This is a genomic window from Halalkalibaculum sp. DA384 (genome assembly GCF_043951955.1).
In the GTDB taxonomy this organism is placed as follows: Bacteria; Bacteroidota; Rhodothermia; order Balneolales; family Balneolaceae; genus JAMQKA01.
The window spans coordinates 112,664-132,517 of sequence record NZ_JBINJE010000011.1 but is presented as its reverse complement, the minus strand read 5'-3'; the positions used below and the strand labels follow the sequence as shown (position 1 = coordinate 132,517).

The 19,854-nt window shown below is 49.3% G+C and carries 12 protein-coding genes, 1 tRNA gene and 1 pseudogene; 11 read left to right on the top strand and 3 right to left on the bottom strand.

Translation table 11 applies throughout. From position 1 onward, the window contains the following. From ACG2E4_RS08655 to ACG2E4_RS08620, 8 genes and pseudogenes are all read left to right on the top strand, one after another. A pseudogene (locus ACG2E4_RS08655) lies at positions 1–261 on the top strand (xylose isomerase); the annotation flags it as partial. A 275-nt stretch (positions 262–536) separates the two neighbouring features. Then, positions 537–4,178, top strand: coding sequence for an FG-GAP-like repeat-containing protein (locus ACG2E4_RS08650; RefSeq protein ID WP_395276281.1), 3,642 nt, complete (start codon positions 537–539; stop codon positions 4,176–4,178). Between the two features lie 75 nt (positions 4,179–4,253). Then, positions 4,254–7,595, top strand: coding sequence for a VCBS repeat-containing protein (locus ACG2E4_RS08645; RefSeq protein ID WP_395276280.1), 3,342 nt, complete (start codon positions 4,254–4,256; stop codon positions 7,593–7,595). 43 nt (positions 7,596–7,638) lie between these two features. Next, a complete protein-coding gene (locus ACG2E4_RS08640) occupies positions 7,639–8,664 on the top strand; it encodes a LacI family DNA-binding transcriptional regulator (RefSeq protein ID WP_395276279.1) in 1,026 nt (341 codons plus the stop codon). A 627-nt stretch (positions 8,665–9,291) separates the two neighbouring features. Continuing rightward, on the top strand, positions 9,292–10,929 hold the full coding sequence (locus ACG2E4_RS08635) for a sodium/sugar symporter (protein WP_395259703.1): 1,638 nt from the start codon (positions 9,292–9,294) through the stop codon (positions 10,927–10,929). 28 nt (positions 10,930–10,957) lie between these two features. After that, complete coding sequence (gene galK / locus ACG2E4_RS08630; RefSeq protein WP_395276278.1) at positions 10,958–12,142, top strand: galactokinase; 1,185 nt, start codon at positions 10,958–10,960, stop codon at positions 12,140–12,142. Between the two features lie 4 nt (positions 12,143–12,146). Then, positions 12,147–13,193: a UDP-glucose--hexose-1-phosphate uridylyltransferase gene (locus tag ACG2E4_RS08625; protein ID WP_395276277.1), complete on the top strand. Its 1,047-nt coding sequence runs from the start codon at positions 12,147–12,149 to the stop codon at positions 13,191–13,193. A 157-nt stretch (positions 13,194–13,350) separates the two neighbouring features. Then, complete coding sequence (locus ACG2E4_RS08620; RefSeq protein WP_395276276.1) at positions 13,351–14,517, top strand: cellulase family glycosylhydrolase; 1,167 nt, start codon at positions 13,351–13,353, stop codon at positions 14,515–14,517. Positions 14,518–14,866: 349 nt separating this feature from the next. Here ACG2E4_RS08620 and ACG2E4_RS08615 read toward each other — a convergent pair whose 3' ends face one another. The 3 genes from ACG2E4_RS08615 to ACG2E4_RS08605 all read right to left on the bottom strand — a co-directional run bounded on the left by ACG2E4_RS08615 (position 14,867) and on the right by ACG2E4_RS08605 (position 17,290). Continuing rightward, on the bottom strand, positions 14,867–15,124 hold the full coding sequence (locus tag ACG2E4_RS08615; protein WP_395259707.1) for a hypothetical protein: 258 nt from the start codon (positions 15,122–15,124) through the stop codon (positions 14,867–14,869). Positions 15,125–15,166: 42 nt separating this feature from the next. After that, positions 15,167–16,567 (bottom strand): DUF5343 domain-containing protein, encoded by a 1,401-nt coding sequence (locus ACG2E4_RS08610; protein WP_395276275.1) that lies wholly within the window; start codon positions 16,565–16,567, stop codon positions 15,167–15,169. Positions 16,568–17,215: 648 nt separating this feature from the next. Beyond that, a tRNA-Val gene (locus tag ACG2E4_RS08605) sits at positions 17,216–17,290 on the bottom strand. Between the two features lie 241 nt (positions 17,291–17,531). Here ACG2E4_RS08605 and nusB point away from each other — a divergent pair. The 3 genes from nusB (at position 17,532) to ychF (ending at position 19,833) form a co-directional block, all read left to right on the top strand. After that, positions 17,532–17,993 carry a transcription antitermination factor NusB gene (gene nusB, locus ACG2E4_RS08600; RefSeq protein WP_395259709.1) on the top strand — a complete coding sequence of 154 codons (462 nt, stop codon included), beginning with the start codon at positions 17,532–17,534 and terminating at the stop codon, positions 17,991–17,993. Between the two features lie 12 nt (positions 17,994–18,005). After that, positions 18,006–18,674, top strand: coding sequence for a metallophosphoesterase family protein (locus tag ACG2E4_RS08595; protein ID WP_395259710.1), 669 nt, complete (start codon positions 18,006–18,008; stop codon positions 18,672–18,674). 64 nt (positions 18,675–18,738) lie between these two features. Further along, positions 18,739–19,833 (top strand): redox-regulated ATPase YchF, encoded by a 1,095-nt coding sequence (gene ychF / locus ACG2E4_RS08590; RefSeq protein WP_395276274.1) that lies wholly within the window; start codon positions 18,739–18,741, stop codon positions 19,831–19,833. Positions 19,834–19,854 lie beyond the last annotated feature (21 nt).

Genomic DNA, 19,854 nt, shown 5'->3' with positions numbered 1-19,854 from the left:
CACATGCAGAAAAATGAGGGACGCCTGATCCACAACATGGAGCTGTGCTGGGACGAGATCGCCTACATCCAGCAGGGGGACGTGCCGGGCCGCAATGAGCCCTATACCGGGGAGATCAACTACCGGAACGTCTTCAAATACATCCATGAGAAGGGCTACGACGGCATCCTGGGCATGGAGCACGGCAACGCCCGTGAAGGTAAGGAAGGCGAGCAGGCGGTCATCGATGCCTACGTGAAAGCCGATAGTTTTGAAACATAGACAAGGGCCGAGACCCGGGGTTCCGTTCATTTTTCTTGGAATTGCCGTTGAATCCGCATTTTCAGGATATATTCGGCGCCGGGTATTGAATTGAGAAAGGCAGTGCAAAACCATAACGGATAATTAATTACAAGCCTGTGGAAGGGTGTAGCGTAGAATAATTCGCGTATTCATGCTGCACTCATTTTGCAGGCTAAAATGCTTTTTCACAAAGCCCAAAAACAACTTGCCATAGCGTGCACTTTTCTCCTTTTACAATTTTCCTGCAGAGTATTTTGGTTTGTGGAATAATTGTGGGCTGTTCATCCGACAACAAGCTACAGTGGAACCAGGAAGATGGATACAGGTGGGCCGCCCTTTCTCCCGGGTATTTCGGGGAAACGGGGTTCGAAAAAAGGGGAGCCTCAACGACAAATATTCGTTTCTCCAACCACATTTCAGAGGAGCGTATCTCGGAAAACCGAAACTATCTGAACGGTTCGGGAGTGGCCGCTGCAGATATCGACAACGACGGACTGATCGATCTGTATTTCGCACAGCTTGAGGGCCCCAACAAGCTGTATAAAAATTTGGGCGGAATGGAGTTCAGGGATATTACCGGGGAGGCTGGTGTTGCTCATGAAGGATACAGCTCTACTGGTGTAACGTTTGCGGATGTAGATGGAGACGGTGATCCGGATCTCCTGGTCACTTCCCTCGCTGATGGCAATGAACTCTATATTAATGACGGGACCGGAAAATTTACGTTAAAAGAGGACAGCGGACTTGGTTCCTCCAACGGAAGCAACACGATGGCTCTGGCAGATATTGACGGGGATGGCGATCTGGACCTGTATATCACCAACTATAAGCTGAGGACGGCCCGTGATATCTTCAGTCCCGATGAATTGACAACAGAAAATACTATCGAGAAACGCGGAGATTCGCTTGTTGTTCGACCGCCCTACGATGAATATTACGATATTATTGAGACGGATGGCAGATCGTATCGGAACGAGTACGGAGCCGCTGATGAACTGTATCTCAATAATGGTTCGGGACGCTTTGAAAAAGTGCAGGATTCCGTCCATTTCGTGGACCAGGAGGGAGCCCCGATGGGCCTGCCGCGCGACTGGGGGCTGACGGCCCGGTTCCAGGATCTGAACGCAGACGGGCTGCCGGATCTGTACGTAGCCAACGATTTTTGGACCCCGGATCGCCTCTGGATAAACCAGGGGGATGGCATATTCCGCCAAATGCCCGATAATATGATCAGGAGCATGAGCTACTCTGCCATGGGCGTTGATTTTTCGGATATCGACCGGGACGGGAATTTGGACTTTTTCGTATCCGAAATGTTGAGCAGCGACCATCGGCAGCGCACCCGTCAACTTTCGGAGTTCCTGGATCCCATAAACGGGATTCCACAGTATAACAAGAATTCACTTTACCTGAACAGGGGGGATCATACGTTTGCCGAGATCTCCTATTATGCCAACGTGCAGGCTACCGAATGGTCGTGGGCTACCAGCTTCCTGGATGTTGACCTGGATGGGTATGAGGATCTGGTAATTGCCACGGGACATGCCTACGATTACCAGGATATCGACAGTCAGCTGAAGGCCGGTTCACAGTCCGGGCAGTCGATGGGAGGAGCAGGAAATATCCTGAAGTATCCGCCTCTTGATATACCGAACAAGATTATTCGGAATAATGGCGATCTCACGTTTACCGACATAAGTTCGGAGTGGGGATTCGGGGAGGCTGACGTGACAAACGGCATGACAATTGCCGACCTTGACAATGACGGGGACCCGGATTTGGCGATGAACCGGTTGCGTCAACAGGCTGCCGTCTATGAAAATACGAGTGATGCCCCCCGGATCGCCGTTCGGCTGGAGGGGGAAGCCCCCAACACAATGGGTATCGGTGCCAGGGTGGAGCTTCATGGAGCGGGACCGGTCCAACAAAAGGAGATCGTAGCCAGCGGAAATTACGTGTCAGGTTTACAGCCGGCGGTTTTTTTTGCAGCTGATGAGCAACCTTCTGTTCACCGAATTGTAGTAACCTGGCCGGACGGCACCGAAAGTCAAATTGACAGCGTTAAGGCGAACAGGATTTACGTGGTGGAGTCCGCCTCCGCGGAAGAACCGCGGCAAAGCGGGGATAAGAGATCAATAAAATCGGCGTCAGCATCGACATTTTTTGCGGACGAATCCGACCGTCTTTCTCATACGCATCACGAAGACCAGTACACCGACACCAATATCCAGCCGATGCTACCGCTAAAGCTGAGTGAACAGGGACCGGGCATCTCCTGGATCGATTTTGACCGGGATGGCGATGATGACCTGTTTATCACTTCGGGAAAGGGTGAGGCTGCAGCGGTGTTTGAAAATGATGGAGAAGGAAATCTTACTGCAATTGAACCGGGGGCACTTGGCAGCGCAGCTCCAGGCGACCAAACCGCACTCCTGGGCTGGGGAACTGCGGAGGGGACACGGCTGATCATGGGCAGTGCCAATTTTGAACAGGGGGATCCCCGCGCACCTTCCGCGTATCAATTTTTGGTCAGATCGGGGCGGGAAGAGATTGAAAAAGACGCAGAGCTGCCGGGCATTCTATCAACTACGGGCCCCCTCACCGCGGCAGATGTCGATGCTGACGGAGATATTGATCTTTTTGTGGGAGGCAGCTTCAAACCGGCCAACTACCCACGTGATGCGCGTTCAAGAATATTCCGAAACGATAGGGGGAAATTTCAACTGGATCGGGCAAATGCCGACATTATGAATGAGCTGGGCCTGGTTACCGGGGCCGTGTTCACCGATTTTGACCGGGACGGAGACCCGGACCTGCTGGTAAGCCGGCAGTGGGATTCGCTGGTGTTGTTTGAAAATGAGGGGGGAACGTTCCGCAATGTCAGCAGTGCCATGGGACTTGAAGCTCACAAAGGCTGGTGGAACGGGGTATCGACCGGTGATTTTAACAATGACGGCCTGCCCGATATCGTGGCAACCAACATCGGGGCCAATAGCGTTTACCAGCTTAACGATCAGGCGAACGAGCCGAAGCCCCTAAAACTGTTTTACAGCGACTTCAATATGGATAACCGCGTCGATATCGTAGACAGTTACTACAGTCCGGCTTTAGATGCCTATGTGCCCCGGCGAAAACTCTATTCCTTCGATTCTCTTCCTGTTGTACTACGAAATGTTGCCTCGCATGAACAATATGCACATTCCTCGGTAGACGAAATATTCGGTCAGGATTTCAGCAAGATACCGTCTAAACAGATCAATACGCTGCGAAACATGTTATTCATTAACACGGGTTCGGGGTTTAGGCCCGTGCCATTGCCCGAATATGCCCAGTTTTCAACGGCTTTCCATCCCGCGGTGGCCGATTTCAACAACGACGGAAATGAGGATCTTTTCCTCAGCCAAAACCTGTTCCCGTTTCCCTCGTATATCCCGCGCCAGGACGCCGGACGCGGACTGCTTCTGCTTGGCAATGGTGCCGGGGATTTTGAGATCGTAAAAGGTCATGACAGCGGAATAATGGTTTACGGTGAGCAACGTTCGGCCTCCGTCAGTGACGTCAACCGGGATGGCAGGGTAGATCTGGCGGTTACCCAGAATGAAGGAGCCACCAGGTTGTTCTTTAATCAGACGGAGCGGAAGGGCATACGCGTCAGGCTCAAGGGGCCGCCCTCAAATGCCGATGCGGTCGGTGCTGCTGTGCGACTGGTGTACAAGGATGGCAGTAAAGGGCCCCTGAGAGAATGGCAGGCAGGTTCTGGGTACCGGTCGCAGCGCAGTTACACCCAGGTTTTGGGCGCCTCAAGCGAACCGGCGAGCCTGGAGGTTTTCTGGCATGACGGTTCTTCTCAAACAGTGGATCTGAAAGGAGAACCAGAGATTACCGTAACATATTGAGAGGAAGCCTTCCAAATCGATATTTTTAAGCACATTACCGGAATATAAATCAATTCACACCCCGTTATTTACGTTTTGAAACATTCATACCTGCAAATATTTGTCTACTTGATCTTTTTTTCGATATCTGCCTGTTCTTTTTCCGGAGAGCAGGGAGCCACCTTGTTTCAAAAGCTGTCTCCTGAACAGACCGGCGTCACCTTTAACAATGAAATCATCCCTTCCGACTCACTGAATAACTATAACTATCCTTTTACCTACCACGGGGGAGGGGTCGGGATCGGAGATATAAACAACGACGGCTTGCCGGATATTTACCTGACCGGGAATATGAAAAGTAGCCGGTTATACCTGAACAAGGGGAATATGCAGTTTGAAGATATTACCGATACGGCCGGTGTCCAGACCGATCGGTGGGTATCCGGCGTCTCCATGGTGGATATCAACGGGGATGGCCATCTGGATATCTACGTATCTGCTGTTTCGTCAGAAAGGGCACCGAAAGAGTCCCGTAAAAACCTGTTGTTTATCAACAACGGGGATCTCACCTTTACTGAATCGGCGGCAGAGTACAACCTCGACAGTACGGCCTTTACCACGCATGCAGCGTTCCTGGATTACGATCGTGATGGGGATCTTGATCTTTTTTTGCTAAATCATTCACCGGGAGCTTTTGCACGGAATAATGCGGTCCGGCCGGCGGGGCTGCCTGCCGATGAAACAAGGTATAGCTACGATGAGCTATACCGGAATGACAACGGAACGTTTACCCGCGTGAGTCCGGAGGCCGGAATTGTCAGGAAACAGGGATTTGGGCTGGGAGTGGCGGTCTCTGATATAAACCGGGATGGATGGCCGGATATTTATGTTTCAAATGATGTGATTACGAATGATGTGCTTTATATCAATAACCGCGACGGCACATTTTCAGACAAAACCCGGGAATTCCTGAAACACAGCAGTTTTGCCGGCATGGGCGTTGATATTGCCGATTTCAACAACGACGGATGGCCGGATATATACCAGACAGAGATGATGCCGGACGACTACATCAAGCGCAAGAAGATGAGTGGCGGGATCACCTACAGCCACTACCAGGAGATGCGGGCCAAGGGGTACTATCACCAGTATGCCCAGAACACCCTGCAGCTCAGCAACGGGATGACTCCGGAGGGAGATCTTGTATTTAGCGAAATCAGTCGCCTTGCGGGAGTGGCCTATACCGATTGGAGCTGGAGTGCACTGTTCGGGGACTACGACAACGATGGGCACAAAGACCTGATGGTGACCAACGGATTCCCGAAGGCGATCAACAATTATGACTTCCTGGAAGAGGCCAACAGCCTGGGCCGTTTTGGTACGGAAGAGGTCAACAAGCAGAAAAGACGCCGGCTCCTGGAAGAGCTTCACGGTTACAAAGTCCCCAACTATTTTTTCAGAAATAATGGCGATTTGACATTTGACGACCGATCGCAGGAGTGGGGCTTTGATACTCCTGGGTATTCCTATGGTGCCGCCCAATCCGACCTGGATAACGACGGGGACCTGGACGTGGTGATTAACAATATTAACGCCCCGGCCTCGATATTTCGAAACCGGGCGGATACGCTGACCAGCAATCATACTCTGACCGTCCAGCTGGAAGGTGCTCCTCAAAACCGCCAGGGCATCGGGGCACGGTTGATTGTTACCAGCCGATCTCAAAAGCAGCACGCCTGGGTTTCTCCCTACCGGGGATACCAGTCGTCGGTCGATCCCCGCCAGTTTTTTGGCCTGGGCGGCGACACAAACGTTGACTCCCTTGAGATTATCTGGCCCGATCATCAGTACCAGCTGCTGACCGATATCAACGCCGATACCCAGGTTGTACTCAGGTATGAGGAGGCCGACGGACGCTGGAATCCGCCATCACGGGGCGCCGGGAAGTCCCTGTTTACGGAAAGAACGGAAAAGACAGGGATTGATTTCGAGCATTCGGAAAATCGCTATTCTGATTACCAGGTTCAGGGATTGCTTCCGTATCAGCTTTCCAGGCTGGGACCTCCACTGGCAGTCGCGGATGTTAACGGAGATGGACGCGAGGACCTGTATGTCGGAGGCGCGGCGGAGCAGGCCGGTAAACTGTATTTGCAAACGACAGACGGTCGGTTTGAGCGGTCAGCGGAATCTCAGCCCTGGATCGATGACCGCGCCCGGGAAGATGTGGGAGCTGCATTCCTGGATGCAAACGGGGACGGGAATCCAGATCTGTATGTGGCAAGTGGGGGATATGAATTTTCCCCGGCATCAGACATGTTGCAGGATCGCCTCTACCTGAATGACGGAACAGGTCGGTTTATAAAAGATCGGGCTGCACTGCCCCAAATGTTGACCAGCAGTGGCGTGGTAAAAGCAGCTGACTATGATCAAGATGGAGATCCCGACCTGTTTGTCGGCGGTCGCCAGGTTCCGGGCCGGTATCCCTATGCACCCCAAAGCTATCTATTGCGCAACGACGGGGGCAATTTTAGTGATGTTACGGACCACGTTATACCTGAAGTATCCCAGGCCGGGATGATCACGGATGCCGAATGGATCGATTTTAACGGGGATGGAAATATTGATCTTGTCACTGCAGGCGAATGGCTGCCGATTCAGTTTTATCGCAATAACGGGGATTCGTTTGAAGATTTAACAGCTGAAACAGGCAACGAGTCGCAGCGCGGGTGGTGGCACAGCCTGGCCGCCGCGGATCTGGATGAGGACGGAGACCCCGACCTGTTAGCTGGAAATTTGGGAGAAAACTACACCTACCGCGCCTCTCCCGATGAGCCGTTTGAAGTCTACGCGGATGATTTTGACAGCAACCAAAGTATAGACTTGCTGTTTACGGTTCAGCGAAATGGGGAGCATATCCCTTGGTATGGTAAAGCGAAGATGGGGATGAAAATCCCGGCCATCAACAAGAAATTCCAGAGCTATGAGGAGTACGCCGAAGCCTCCGTTGAACAGGTGGTGGGGACGAAGGCGATGGAAGAGGCATTGCACCTGCAGGCCACCACCTTTAAAAGCATGTACCTGGAAAATCGTTCTGAACAGGGCTTTAAGTCTCATCCACTGCCGAATGAAGCGCAGGTTTCCTCCGTTCAGGACATACTTGTTCACGATTTTGACCAGGATGGAACAGATGATCTTTTGTTGGCTGGAAATTTGTATAATGCAGAACCCCAGACTCCCCGTAATGACGCCGGCAACGGTTTGTTTTTGCAGGGATCGGGGACCGGATCATTTGCACCGGTTTCTCCATTCAAAAGCGGCTTCCTGGCTCCCCATGATGCCAAGAAGATGAAAATGATCAATATCGGAGGAACCCCGGCCGTGGTTATTGCAAATAATGACGGTTCTGTTCAGGTATACTTTGTAAACCGGGATGAATAGAATGTTTGAAATAGTTTCCAAGAGCCTCTAATTAAAATAAGGTGTGAGTTCGCAAGTAACACTAAAACAGATTGCAGAAGAACTCGGGCTATCCGCCATGACTGTCTCGCGGGCGATTAACAACAAAAAAAATGTTGATGAGAAAACGCGGGAACGGGTCCTGGAGAAGGCTCGAAGTATGGGATATACACCGAATTACGTGGCCAAAAGCCTGGTTTCAAGGAAAACCCATACCATCGGGGTCGTCATCCCGGAAATTTCACACGCCTTTTTCCCGGAGGTTGTCCGCGGTATTGAAGAGGTGACTTACAGCTCCGGTTACCACCTGATACTGACCCACTCAGCAGAACAGTTTGAGCGCGAAAAAGACGCCATCAACACGTTGCGGGCGCAGCGGGTTGATGGCATGTTGGTCTCATCTTCACAGACAGAAGATGATTACAGTTTTTACAAAGAGGTTATAAATTCAGGGATTCCGGTCGTCTTTTTTGATCGCTGCATTGAAAATATCGGGGCCAGCTGCGTGAGTGTGAACGACAAGGTGAGCTCCCGAAAAATTACCGCGCACCTGATCGCCCACGGGTACCGGAAAATAGCGCATCTCAGCGGACCTCGTGAAGTTTCCATCGGCAAAGAACGGTTTGAAGGATATGTTTCCGCATTGCGGGAAGCTGGACTTTCGGTAAAAGAACAGTGGGTGTTAAAAAGTGGATACCAGGAGGAAGGAGGATATCGCGCCATGCAGAAGCTATTGCAGTTGCCTGATGAGGATCGCCCCCGGGCCGTTGTTGCGGTCAATGATCCCGCTGCCTTTGGGGCGATGGATGCCATCCGGGAAGAAGGGCTCTCAATCCCGGAAGATATCGCCATTGTCGGTTTTACGGATGAAGTGCGGTCCGAGCTGGTCGACTGCCCGCTGACGACCATCCACCAGCCGGCCTATAACGTCGGGAAAAGGGGAGCGGAAAAATTGATATCCACAATCGAGGAGGATGAACCCTTAATTGAGAATATCGAGATCGCCACCGAAATGGTGATCAGAAAATCGTGTGGATGCCCGAATATATGAACCGTGCTTTTAACTTTGCAGAATACGGGCAGGTCATCGCTTTGTTTTGATCCTAAAATAGATGCGAGGTCATACTTTTAAATGCCTGAACGATATAAATTAAGGGTGAATTCCCATCAAATAATATATGGTCATAAGCATATTGAATAAGTTAAATGTTATCGCTAACATAAGGGCGTTCTGGTTGCCGGCTGTCCGGTTTGGGTAGTCGAATTTAAACGATTGGCATCAAGACATACTCGTGATTTTAAAGAAGCAGGGCGCCGGATGAGTGATATGGGTTTTGCAAAGCCTTCTGACCAGCACTTATAAGGCATAACTGACAACTGGCAGTCACACAGGGTGCAATACCTTGTTACAAGTTCTGCATATTAATTGATGCCGAAATAGCTTTTGTTGAAGGCGAATCAGGCCTAAAATAAATGTATGTGGTTACGGTAACAAGTTGTAACACAATAGTATATTCTATTTAACATGTACTTAACGGGATGTTATTAGCCGTATTAAATATAACGCTCATTAACCAGTGAACTGGCTATTCCACTGTTTCCTATGTGATACAGGATTAACTAGATTACAACTGAAACATCAGCCGGGCGTGCCGGTCGAAACTAAACGACATCATTTATGGGATTTACTACACTCGACTACATTGTATTTATCTCCTATGCCGTGGTTATTGTGGCAATTGGACTCTGGGTTTCCCGTGACAAGGAGGGGCACCAAAAAAATGCCGAGGATTATTTTCTGGCCGGCAAGTCTCTGCCGTGGTGGGCAATAGGTGCTTCCCTTATAGCCGCCAATATTTCGGCTGAGCAGATTATCGGGATGTCAGGCTCCGGCTTTGCCGTCGGACTCGCTATCGCCTCCTACGAATGGATGGCGGCTGTCACGCTGATTGTTGTCGGCAAATACTTTCTGCCGATCTTTATCGAAAAGAAAATCTTTACGATCCCGGAATTTGTTGAGCAGCGGTTTAATACTACGCTTAAAACGATTTTAGCCGTTTTCTGGATTGCACTGTTCGTATTCGTGAACCTTACGACGGTACTCTATCTTGGAGCACTGGCCCTCGACACCATCATGGGCACGGGGGATGGCAGTCTCATGATCTATGCGCTCCTGGGCCTGTCTGCGATTGCTGCAGCTTACTCCCTGTATGGGGGACTGGCCGCTGTTGCCTGGACCGATGTACTGCAGGTTGGTCTGCTGGTCCTGGGTGGTTTTGTCGTCACGATCGCCGGTCTCTACAATGTTACTCCCGAAGGGGGCATACTAAACGGCCTGGCTCACATTTATGATGTAGCCGGAGAAAAGTTTACCATGATCCTGGATCGGTCGAACCCTGAATTTAGCAATCTGCCGGGTATTGCCGTTCTGATTGGCGGACTGTGGGTGGCCAATCTCTATTACTGGGGCTTCAACCAGTATATTATACAGCGGACGCTGGCTGCAAAATCACTCAAGGAGTCACAAAAAGGGATTATTTTCGCCGGTTTTTTAAAATTGATTATCCCGTTGATTGTTGTCATTCCGGGTATTATCGTTTATGTGCTCTATAATCAGCCCGAAGGGACTACGCAAATTGCGGGGGTTGTTGATGCTTTTGCCAGGGAGGATGGAAGCATCAAATACGACAATGCGTACCCGTGGCTTATGAGGGTATTTCTCTCTCCCGGCTTTTTGGGCTTGGTGGTGGCAGCACTTGCGGCGGCCATTGTCTCGTCAATGGCTTCCATGCTCAATTCCGTGGCTACCATATTTACAATGGATATCTATATCCCGTATATAAATCGTGAGGCGACGGATAAGCAAACGGTCAACATGGGGCGAATTACCGCCGGAGTTGCACTGGTGGTGGCTATGCTGATGGCACCTCAACTGCAGACCGTGCCCCAGGTGTTCCAGTATATCCAGGAATACACCGGTATGGTCAGTCCGGGCATACTGGCGGTCTTCCTAATGGGACTATTCTGGAAAAAAACGACGTCAAAAGGGGCTATATATGGGGTGTTGGCCTCCATTGTAATTGCGGTGTTTCTGAAAACCCCTGCTGTTCAACTTCCTTTTCTGGACCAGATGTTCTACACGCTTATTGCCACCATCGCAATTATTGCAGGGGTCAGCTTGTCTACCAATCCCCGTGACGAGGATCCGAAAGCGATCCATACCACCGCTGAGATGTTTAAAACCAGCCCGGCGTTTAACATCGGTGCTTACGTTATACTGGTACTGGTAGCTGTACTTTACGCCGTATTCTGGTAAAAAAATGAATATTAATTTCTAATACTGCATGATGAAGCAGCTGATCAAGAAAATAGAAACCGAGTTCAACAATCGTTTCCAGAGTGATTATATAGTGGTAAAATCGCCGGGACGAGTGAACCTGATTGGAGAGCATACCGATTACAACGACGGGTTTGTACTGCCGGCGGCCATCGACAAGGTGATTGTGCTTGCCCTGGCACCGAACGGGGGGTCCGAAATAAATATGGTCGCCGTTGATAAAAAAGAAACCCATACCCACGACCTGGATGAAGATAAGTTTTCAAAAACCGGGATGGGATGGCCCGACTATCTGCTGGGAGTGATTGTGGAGCTACAGATGGCAGACTATGAAATAGGCGGTTTTGATTGCGTTTTTGGGGGAAATATCCCGATCGGGGCGGGACTGTCTTCCTCGGCGGCTCTTGAGGGCGGCGTTATCACGGGACTGTCAGAAATATTTGATCTTGATATTCCCAAACGCGAGCGCGCCCTGCTGGCCCAGCAGGCGGAAAATGAGTTTGTGGGCGTACAGTGTGGTATTATGGATCAATTTGTAAATATTCACGGGGAAAGCGGTCACGCCCTGAAGCTTGACTGTCGCTCCCTGGAATATGAACTGTATCCCTTTAAGCAGGATGATATCCAGATTGTATTATGCGATACCCAGATTCGCCGGGAGCTGGCTTCCTCGGAATATAATGTTCGGCGGCGGCAGTGCGAGCAGGGCGTGGAGTTTTTTGCACAACATGATCCCGCCATCCAAAGCCTGAGAGATGTAGATCATGATCTGCTCGACAAGCATCGCGACGAAATGAATCCCATTATCTACAAACGTTGCAGGTTCGTGATCGAGGAAAACGAGCGGGTGTTGAAGGGCTGTGATGATCTTGAAAACAGGAATATCGATGCTTTTGGGGATCGAATGTACGCTTCTCATGCGGGACTGCGGGATATGTACGAGGTCAGCTGTTCCGAACTTGACATTTTGGTGGAGGAATCTCGCAAGATTGACGGTGTCCTTGGATCGCGCATGATGGGCGGCGGTTTTGGTGGCTGTACAATCAATCTGGTGAAGGAGGAGGCAGTTGAAGAGTTCGCAGGTCGTATATCTGATATCTATCTCGAAAAAACGACCCGGGCCGTAAATATCTACAGAACAAAAATCGGAGGAGGAGCTGAAGTCCTCTCCCTGGAAAGTAAAAATCGGTAAGATTATGAAGCTAGATTTTTCGGAGCACCCGCACAGGCGACTGAATCCACTGACGGGGGAATGGATCCAGGTAAGTCCCCACCGGGCCAAACGCCCCTGGCAGGGCAAGGAGGAGGAGAAGTCCGCCGATCAGAAATCCCGGTACGATCCCGGATGCTATTTATGTCCGGGCAACGAACGGGCCGGCGATGCTAAAAACCCTGAATACACCAGTACGTTTGTCTTTACCAACGATTTCAGTGCGCTGAAGCCGGATACGCCTTCAGAATCCTTCAATACCAACGACCTGCTGGTGGCCAAAGGGGAAAAAGGGATCTGCCGCGTGATCTGCTTTTCACCCCGTCACGACCTGACCCTGCCGGAGATGGAACTGTCACAGGTTCGTGAAGTGGTGGATCTCTGGGTCAGTGAATACCGGCAGCTCGGCAACCGGGAGTATATAAATTATGTGCAGATCTTTGAGAACAAAGGGGAGATTATGGGATGCAGCAATCCACATCCCCACGGGCAGATCTGGGCGCAGGAAACCATTCCCGACGAACCGGCAAAAGAGCTGAAGCAGTTTAAAAAGTATTATGAGAAGCACGGTAACACGCTTCTGCAGGATTACCTGGAGATTGAGCAGCAGGAGAACGAGCGTATTGTCGTCCAAAACGAACACTTTGCTGTCTTGGTGCCGTTCTGGGCCTTCTGGCCGTTTGAGACCCTGCTGGTGAGCAAACGACCGTTCAGCCGCTTCACTGATATGACGGAGGAGGAAAAGGAGGGACTGGCTTCTGTAATCAGCAGTGTCACGATAAAATATGACAACGTATTTAATATCTCGTTCCCGTATTCCGCCGGCTTTCATCCCGCTCCAACCGATGGGAATGCCTATCCTGAGTGGCATTTTCACATGCATTTTTATCCACCTCTGCTGCGTTCGGCCACGGTTAAAAAATTTCGGGTAGGGTATGAGATGCTTGGAAGCTCGCAGCGGGATATCACCCCGGAGGCCGCGGCCCGGTTGTTGCTGGATCTCCCGGAAATTCATTACAAAAAAGGGAAGTAAAAAGTCCCCTTCCCGGGCGGAGCGCTCACATTTACCTGGAATGAGGAAGAGTTCCGAATTTTATCCTCCCGCAATAGCGGAAAATTGAGATCTGTTCCATCCGGACAGTAATTTGTCTTCCCTGTAACAACTAATAATCACAGAAAAACCAACCATTATGATAAAGCACAATGTAATATTGTTTGTATTCGGCGTTATACTGATTCCGCTTCTGCTATCGCCGGACGTGACAACTGCCCAGGAAGTGATGGGAGAGGTATGGTCGGAAGAAAAAGCACAGAAGTGGTATGACCAGCACGACTGGATCTCCGGAGCCAACTTTAACCCCAGCACCTCCATCAACCAGATTGAGATGTGGCAGGAGTTTAGTTTTGACCCGGAAACGATCGATCGCGAACTGGGATGGGCTGAAGATATCGGTTTTAATACCATGCGCGTATACTTGCATTATCTCGTATGGGCCCGCAGTCCGGAGGGACTGAAAAATCGGATGGAGCAGTTTTTGGAGATCGCCGACAGTCATGGCATCAAAATAATGTTTGTGCTGTTTGACGATGTGTGGGGAGACGATCCGAATTTGGGTGAGCAGCCGGACCCTGTACCCGGTATCCACAACAGCGCCTGGGTGGAAAGCCCCGGGCACGATCAGCGGCTGGATGAGGCGCTATATCCGGTCCTCAAGGCCTATACACAGGATTTGATCAGCCACTTTGATGGGGATGACCGCGTGCTGATGTGGGATCTCTACAATGAACCCGGAAACGGTAAAAACCCGCCGTCCAGCTCACTACCGTTGCTTAAAAACGTGACAGCGTGGGCGCGTGATGTGAATCCCTCCCAACCTATCACCATCGGGATGTGGATCTGGAACGATGATTTTGAAGAGCTGAACAGGTTTTCAGCTGCCAATTCTGATATTATCACGTTTCACGACTACAACTCCATCGATCGAACCCGCGAAGTTGTAGGACGCCTGCAGGAGATGTACGACCGGCCGATGATATGTACGGAGTATATGGCACGAACCAACGGCAGTAAGTTTCAGACTCATTTCCCGTTTTTTGCCGAGCAGAATATCGGGGCCATAAACTGGGGACTTGTCAGCGGTAAAACGCAAACAATCTATTCCTGGCAATCACCACGAGGATATGGAGATGAGTTCTATGAGCGCTGGAGAGGTGAAGTTCGCGAAGTATATCGCTGGGAAGATCATCTCCAGGCTTCTGAGCCCGAAGTTTGGTTTCACGATATCTTTCGCCGTGACGGTTCTGCCTTTGATACCTCCGAAATTGAGCTGATAAAACGAATCAACAAGGAATATTAGCCTTCATTTCTCCAGGATATTTGCTTTGTATGGAAGGCAAAGCGGAAATAACCGCACAGGCGTTCTTTCATTGACGTTGGGTAAGTTGTTTCCGCTTATACACCTTAGGCAGGAGAGCGATCTCCCATTATCCTTGTTGGGGAAATTTATGAATGATGGATTATGGATTGTGGATTCCGAGGATCGATACTCCGCATCTGCCTGGGAATGCCTCAAATAAAAAACTCTGTCTCCTTTACCGAAGACAGAGTTTGATCCGCTTTTAGCGCGGTATAATGGCGTATGCAAGAGTATAGCCGCCTATAGATGATATTTACAACTCTTGTAAATTAAGTCGGTTAAATAAAAACTACCCAGCTGCCTTTTTGGTAGTGCCGGCGTTCCGCAATGCGCTGACCAGATCCTGGTACGATTCAACGGATGTTTCCAGGTCCTGGCTTTTCAACATGATTTTTCCGTTAAGTACAAGCTGGCAGCTCATGCCCCGGTACTCGAAATCCACCACCTCCAGCTTTTCCTGGTAGTCGTGGTACGGTCTGCTCACGTTCTCAACAAACATTATCTCAAATGCCAGTTGTTGTCTCAGGGATTGAAATAAACGTTCCATAATGTAACCTCTTGATGATTATCATGGACTTTTAGACGCTGTTTACTTGTCGAAGGTACCCAAAAGCTCGTCATAGGCTTCGATTGCGTCCTCATCGCGGCCGAGTGATTCGAGCACTTCCGCTTTTTTGTACATTGCCTGTTCCAGCAATCCTCCTTTTCCCGAAGAGGCCTTGAACCGCTGAATTGCCTTGCCGATCGCTTCAAGCCCCTGCTCCAGCTTGTCAGCCTCCAGCAGGGTGTCGACTCGTTTTGCGTATGCGTGATCCACATATTTGCTGAACTCGCTGTTTTTTGAATCATCGAGCCGATTGATCAACTGCTCGTATACCGGCAACAGCTGATCACGGAGTTCCAGCTTCTCCACGATCTTCATTTTATTGATGAGAGCGATGGACGCCTGGTTATAGAGTTCGGGTTTCTCTGAACGGGCAAAACGATCAAATACTTTGTCCAGCGCCGGTATCGCTTCATTTAGTCGACCTACTTTATGGAGCAGAGCCGCCTTTTTAATTAATGCTTTATCAACATACCTGCTCTGGGCATTGGTTGTGCTTGGCGCCTGCGGGGTTGAGGGGGCTTCTGGAGCATCTGTGGCATCGCTGCCAGCGCCTTCGGTTGCTTCTGGTTGAAGGCCCGTGTCTATTTCCTGTTCAACTACTTGTCCGTTATTGTGGTGCTCATCTGATTGCATATTATTCCTTTCTGACTCTTCATTGTTAGTTTTTTTCTTTTCGGAACCATTGAGTTCAGGTTTGTTCTCTGACTCTTCACTGGGTTTTTGACTATTTTCGGTTGAGGTGTTCGAAACAACGGAAACTGATGAATTATCAATTTCAGGATCTGCGGACGTTTCCGGTGGCATATTTTCGAGGGACGTTTCAGTACCCAGGGCTGAAATCACATTGGTTGTGACAATGTTGAGTCCGCTACCCTGGTGTTTCTGGGCGATCTCCTTGATCACATTTTCCACATTCGATTCCTCATTCTCCCTCTGTTCCAGAAGTGCTTCAAGCTTGTCGGACCCGATGTAATTGACCAGGGAAGTAAACGTCCGCGCCATATATTTCAGAATAATCTCGGACTTTGGTGACTCAAAACAATCCCTGAGTTGATCCGTAATCTCCTCGATCGATAAACGGTGGATTGCGGTATCTTTTTTGAAAAGCTCTCCATATGCCTGAAGTAGCCCGATAGCCAGCGCCTCCGCAGATGTTTCGGGGTCCCTGAACTGTTCAAGCAGGGGAGTGGGGGTGTTGTCGCTCCTCAACATTCGCAATTCTTTTAAGAGCGTCAGGATCAAAAAATCGGGAGGATTTTCGTATCCAAGTCCTTCAAGAAAACTGTTCTCAATTCGATCAGGCAGTTCTTGTTCCGTCCTGATACTGTCAAGAATCGCTTCCAAGTTATCCGTATTTACCAAAAATTTTTCAGTAAGTGCCATGGGTCCCTCTGAGACTTCAAGTTAATGCCGCAATCTTGTTTCAAACCATCCATTTTTAATTCATTCATAATTTTTGTAATAAAAAACTTCATTACAAGTTAAATTTCTCTATAATTACCTGTATTTAAAAGCTTTACCTATAAATTAAATTAGAAAATAGCCGTTTATGGCCTTTATAAAGAGTATTTCACTATTTCAAACTGTTATATATTATTAGACAAATCTAATGTAACAGATTGGCAAAACCCGACTTCGCCCGGGTTTTTGTGGTTAAAATCTTAATTTAGAAGGCGTAAACTGCTGTTTTGAATGCACTCGGGTGTTGGTCTTATATAAAAATGTCTGGCTTTAAAAATCCCTCTATATGTCAGTATCGGCTATCAGTTGTCAAGTGGTTAGCAACAATCAGCTAATCCCTGATAACCAATAGGAAAATATCCAGGTGGTGATTTTTTGGGATTCGGTTTTGTTTACACAAAAAAGAACATTCCTGTACAGGGGAGTGACTGCAAAATTTTCACAATGCTATCCATGTAGTGACAGCGTTTTTTAAGTACTGTACGGATAGATCTCCACAGACCATTTAGCATGTCCCGGGATTTGATAAAATCACTAAATTGTGATGTGGTAGTTTAGGAGGTGGGAATGTGGGTGATGTAGGATTCGAACCTACGACCCCTAGCTTGTCGAGCTAGTGCTCTAAACCAACTGAGCTAATCACCCAAGGCGAGCTTAATATAGGAAAATCACTGCATCCTTATCAACGAAAATTTTTATGGACTGTTGTATCAGGTGTTTTCCCTGAAGTAAATATTTAGTAATGCTGGTTGGCAGGAGAAAGGCCACTTTTGAGAATACAAATATTCATCACGAATTTAAGATCGAGTTGTGCTTTCGGCTGATAAGGAGGTTTTGTATCTTTTTGCGCTCCATTGCAAGTCACATTCGTTATTAAAATATCAGCATGGTACAGCGCAGAGAAATCAGAGAAGTAGTATTACAGGCCCTGTTTGCCGAAGAAGTAAGCGGCAACAGGTGGGAACAGGTCTTGTCTTCCCTCATAAAACCCAAATTGACCAAAGACAAGTCCGGCCTGAAGTTCGCCGAACAACTGTTCCTGAAGACCGCAAAAAATAAAGAAGAACTAGACAGCATTATTCAAGATCATATCAAAAACTGGAATATCCACCGCCTGGCAACAGTAGACAAGTTGATTCTGCGACTGGCTTTATGCGAGTTTTTGTTTTTTGAAGAGATTCCCACCAAGGTAACTATTAATGAGGCGATAGAGATCGCCAAGCGCTTTTCGACTAAAAAGTCAGGAAATTTCGTTAATGGCATTCTGGATGCGGCGTTGGAGCGGCTCCGGAATGAGGATCGAATACAGAAAAAAGGGCGTGGACTCATCGAATCATCATTTAATTAGAGATCCTGCACAGTGGCCAAAAAGAAATTTATCGCAATTGGCGATATCCATGGATGCCTGCAATCCTTACAGTCGCTCCTGAAAAAGCTGGAGCCGTATGCCGATCGCCAAATCGTTTTTATCGGGGATTACATAGACCGGGGACCAGACTCCAAAGGGGTCGTGGATCTGCTGCTGGAGTTTCGCAACCATCACGATTGCATTTTTCTGCGTGGCAATCACGAACAGATGCTGCTCGACACGCTCTGGCGGGACGGGCTCAACATGTGGATCAACAACGGGGGGCGAACCACCCTGAATTCCTACGGAACCAATTCCCGACACCTTGATTTGCCGGAGAGTCATCTGGAATTCTACCGGAACACGCGGATATTCTACGACACTCCCGATTATTTTTTCGTACATGCGGGGCTTGCTCCCCATAAAAAAATTGAAGAATCGGTTCGAAACGAGCAGGAACATGTAGAATTTTTGTGGGAACGCTCGCACCTGAACGCTTTTGAGACGGTGTGGGAAAAGAAAGTGGTGTTTGGCCATACGCCGCGACCTCATCCCTTTCAAAAAGAAAAGATGCTGGGTATCGATACCGGATGTGTGTATGAATCCCTGGGCTACGGCAAGCTTACGGCCGCCCTGCTGCCGGAAGAGGAGTTTATCCAGCAGGTTTGTCTAGACAAATAAGTAATTCAAAATCAGGCTGTCACCTTCAACTCCGTGATAGTGAACCAAGGTAAAATATCGAATAATGAGCCTCAGATGTGGAATAGTAGGACTTCCCAATGTAGGAAAGTCCAGTTTGTTTAATGCCCTAAGCGATGCAGGGGCTGAATCAGAAAATTTTCCGTTTTGCACCATTGATCCCAATGTCGGGGTCGTGCCGGTACCCGACAAGCGCCTGGATAACCTGGCCGAGATTGTTCAGCCGAAATCCAAAGTCCCCACCAGCGTGGAGTTTGTGGATATCGCCGGTCTCGTAAAAGGAGCTTCAGAGGGAAAAGGAAAAGGCAACGCTTTTTTGTCGCACATCCGGGAGGTGGACCTGATTGTGCATGTAGTACGCTGCTTTGACGATCCCAATGTCATTCACGTGGAGGGGAGCATCAATCCCGCCCGCGATATCCGGATTATTGAGGATGAGCTTGTATTCAAGGACCTGGTCTCCGTAGAAAAGCGGGAGGAAAACCTGAAGAAGGAAGCCAAAAGCGGGGACAAAAAGATTATTTCACAATACGAAACCGTTAAACGCCTTCGCGAGCACCTGGAACAGGGGAATTCCGCCCGCACGTTCACTGATGACCCGGAGGAAAAAAAAGCCTACCGGGAACTGTTCCTGCTCTCAGACAAACCGGTGCTGTACGCTTGTAATGTCAGTGAAGAGGACCTCGATGGCGGTAACAAGCTGGTCGAACAGGTACGTGAAATTGCCGCTGAAAATGATGATGAAGTGGTTACCTTTTGTGCCAAGATAGAGGAGGAGATCGCCGAGCTGGACGAGGAGGAGCGTGCAATGTTTCTCGAGGAACTGGGAGTTGAAAGTGCAGGACTTGACCGGCTGATACAGGCCGCGTACAAAGAGCTGGGACTCATCACCTTTTTTACGGCGGGTCCAAAAGAAGTACGGGCGTGGACGGTGCGCAAGGGCGCCAAAGCCCCGGAGGCCGCCGGCGTTATTCATTCCGATTTCGAACACGGTTTCATCCGGGCCGAGACGGTCAGCTATGAAACCTACGCCGAGCTGGGCTCAGAAAAAGCGATCAAAGATGCAGGCAAAATGCGCCAGGAGGGGAAAGACTATGTGGTACAGGATGGCGATGTAATGCTCTTCAGGTTCAACGTCTAACCTTCACCCTTCACCCTTCAC